The sequence below is a fragment of the Waterburya sp. genome (assembly GCF_058530065.1).
This window is the reverse complement of the sequence record NZ_JBZNBU010000202.1, coordinates 1-3,824: the sequence shown is the minus strand read 5'-3', so window position 1 is coordinate 3,824 and position 3,824 is coordinate 1. Positions and strand designations below refer to the sequence as shown.

The window sequence follows — 3,824 nt, the reverse complement described above, 5'->3', positions numbered from 1 at the left end:
CAAGCTTTATTGTCGGGGGGATCTTGGCGGAATCTTCCTCAATCGATGCCCAAGCAGAAGATGTGGTAATCGATGTTACCGATACTATCGTATTGACACAGGGCAGCAGTATTTTCAATACTGTAGACGATTCGACAATGGGTAATGCAGGTAACATTAGGATTAGCACTACTAATTTAACGATGCAAGACGGTGGCGCGATAAGTGCTAGTAACTTCGGTTTGGGGAATGCAGGGGCAATTACGATTAACGCTACAGGAGATATTGTTGCCGATAGTGAGTCTTCTTTGGGATTTGTCAGTGGCATTTTTAGCTTGATTAAAGAATCGGTGGCGGGAAATGCAGGTGGAATTGAGATTACTGCCAAAAACATCTCTCTAACCAATGGTGGGGAAATTATTGCTAGTAACTTCGGTAGCGGAGATGCAGGGGAAATTACGATTAACGCCACGGGAGATATTACCGCCGATGGCGAATCTAACTCAGAATCAATTAGTGGGATTTTTAGTACCATCGAAGAATCGGTAAGAGGAAATAGCGCGGGAATTGCGATCGCTGCTGAGAATATCTTGTTAACCAATGGCGGACAGATAAGTGCGAGCAACTTCGGTAGCGGAGATGCAGGAGAAGTTACGATTAACGCCACGGGAGACATTACCGCTGATGGCGAATCTTTAGCAAGTTCGGCTAGTGGGATTTTTAGTTTAATAGATGAGTTTGTGGCGGGTGATGCAGGCGGGATTGAGATTACTGCCAACAATTTAACTTTAACTAACGGTGGTGAGATTAGTGCTAGCACTGCTGGAATTGGTAATGCAGGCTCGATCGCGATCGCTACTACTGGTGATATATTTGCAGCAGGAAGAACCTCTTTAGGCTTTGCTAGCGGTGTCTTTAATACTGTTGAAGAGACTGGGGAAGGCAATGCAGGCGGAATTGAGATTACCGCCAACAATCTATCTCTTGCCGATGAAGGTCAAATATCGGTAGCTAGCTTTGGTTTTGGTAATGCGGGTAGTCTTCAGATTACTGTTAACTTTCTCAATTTAAAGGATGGCGGATTTTTATTTGCTTCAACTCCTACAGGAAGAGGAGGTAACATCGATCTCGAAGTTGCCAATAACTTAACTTTAGAAAATCAAAGTCTGATTTCGGCACAAGCTTTAGAAGATGCCGACGGCGGGAATATCAATCTCGATGCGGAGTTTGTCATTGCTTCTTTTAATCAAAACAACGACATTATTGCTTCGGCTGAGAGAGGATCTGGAGGAAATATCAATATCACTACCAATGGACTTTTTGGCATAGAAGCCAGAAATTCTCCACCCACCAACAACACAAATAACATCAATGCTTCTTCCCAGTTTGGCTTAGATGGCACGATCTCAATTAACGAATTAGATATCAACCCCGTTGAGGCATTAGAAGAATTACCCACAGAAATAATCGATGTAACTGGACTAATAGCGCAAAATCTCTGTCAGCAAGGTAGAGGTAATGAGTTTATTGTTACGGGCAAAGGTGGTGTGTCATCTAATCCCCTTCAGGTGAGGGATGGAGAAATAAACGAGGTGGATTTAGTACAACCTGCAAATGATTCTGAGGAGAATACGATCGCGGGTGGGGGCAATTCGCGAATTGCCCTGACAGATACAAAACCAGAAATTATCGAAGCCCAAGGATGGATAATTAACGATCGCGGTAATCTAGAATTAATCGCACAAAAAACCCACACTGATAGTTATCCTCAGCCAAAAAATAACCTAGTTTGCCAGCTTTAACCATTGATAAAAAACTTAGCATTTCTCTCTGCGTCTTTGCGCTCAAAAGCCATGTCCTTGTCTCTGCGTGAAATAAAAACAATCTACAAAAGCTTGATATTCTAATCTTATGAGGTCTATCTTTGCAAGATATTTAATAGGTTTATTTAGTTTAACTTTTAGTATTGCGATCGCGACTAATGTTATTGCTACACCTGTTAACTTGGTCGATCGCGCTATGGAATTATATCAACAGGAAAAGTATTTTGCCTCTAGCGAACTTTGGCAACAAGCGGTTAGTTACTTCGAGCAAAAACAAGATCCCCTCAATCGAGTAATGGCGTTGAGTAACTTAGCATTGACACAACAAAAAATAGGAAATATCTCGACTGCCGATAGTACGATCGATTCTGCTTTAAAAATAATTCAGTCTCAACCTTTAAACACAACTCGGCAACGTATCTTAGCCAATAGTTTGGATATAAAAGGGAGTACAGTGCGCTCGCAAGGACAATCTGAAATTGCTTTATCAACCTGGCAAAAGGCAGAGAAAATTTATCGAGAATTAAATAGCGAACCGCAAAGCGGATCTCTTCAAGAGCGTGCTATTATTAAAAATCAAGTTAATCAAGCACAAGCTTTACAAGACTTAGGTTACTATCGTCGAGCTAATAAACTTTTAAGTTCCGTTGTCGATGAATTAAATAACCAAGCGGATTCTGCCGATAAAGTCACTGCTTTATTAGGTTTAGGAAATACCTTAAGAACTACGGGAAATTTAGAAAAGTCTTTAGAAGTATTAAAACAAGCTGCTACAATTGCCAAGAAATCAGGAGATACCAAAACAGAAAAACTGGTTTTATTAAGTCTGGGAAATACAGTTTATCGATTGGGAGATCGCCTAGAATCTACTAACAATAATGCTACAAATTCCAATCCAATTCAATGTTTGGCAGATAATAATTTATCAAATAAAAACTCGTTATATTTACAGTCGGTAGATTGTTATCAACAAGCTAAGTTGTCGAATAATTTAGCCACTAAAACTAAAGCCCAATTAAATTTACTCAGTTTAATTATTCGCGATCGCGTCTTAGATAGTCAATCTCTACCCGATTTAATTACAGAGATAACAACCAATTTAAACCAATTACCCACAACCCGCAGCACTATTTACGATCGCCTTAACTTAGTCCAAAGTTTAATTTGCTTGCAACCAGATCGGGTTAAATACCCTTCTCCTCTAGTACAACAATGTACCCCAAGAGAAGATAATCTAATCTCTTGGACTGAAATTGAAACCCAAGCAAATCTTGCCCGACAACAAGCCCAACAATTACAAGACAAGCAAGCAGAAGCTTATGCTAGTGGCTATCTCGGCGCGATCGATCTGCAAATGGGAAAACTAGCCCAAGCATTGAAATTAACTCGACAGGCAATTTTAAACACAGACAGCAATTTCACCTCAGAATCAGCATATCTTTGGCAATGGCAGCTAGGTCGGATCTATCAAGCAGAAAACCAACAAAAATTGGCAAGAGAATCTTATAACTCTGCTTTTGACAGTTTACAGTCCTTAAGAGATAATCTACTCGCTACCAACCCCACAACTCAGTTTGCTTTTCGCGATCGCATTGAGCCTTTATATAGGGAAAGAGTCGCACTACTATTAGATAACAACCCCTCGCAAGCCAATTTAATTGCAGCCCGCGATACTATTGAAGCATTGCAATTAGCACAGTTAAATAACTTTTTTCGCGAAGCCTGTATTGATGCCAAACCCCAGAATATTGAAAATATAGATCCCAACGCAGCCGTAATCTACTCCATTATCTTACGCGATCGTCTGGCAATAATTCTCTCTCAGTCGGGACAACGCCTAAGATATTACCAAACTCAGATTACACCTCAAGCAATCGAGCGCGTCTTTGCCGATTTTTATGCCAACCTCAGTCCGTATTTGGCAATTAGCGATCCTCTACAACCCAACCAAACTATCTATAATTGGTTAATTCGTCCCCTAGAAACTCAATTACAACAAAATCAAACTAAAACCTTAGTCTT

The 3,824-nt window shown here is 40.4% G+C and carries 2 protein-coding genes; both read left to right on the top strand.

The window, feature by feature from the left end:
• Nucleotides 1-1,781: autotransporter outer membrane beta-barrel domain-containing protein (locus AC33VI_RS12650; protein ID WP_491782626.1), on the top strand; the 1,781-nt coding region annotated here is incomplete at its 5' end.
• A 109-nt stretch (nt 1,782-1,890) separates the two neighbouring features.
• The coding region (locus AC33VI_RS12645; RefSeq protein WP_491782625.1) for a CHAT domain-containing protein at nt 1,891-3,824 on the top strand (1,934 nt) is incomplete at its 3' end.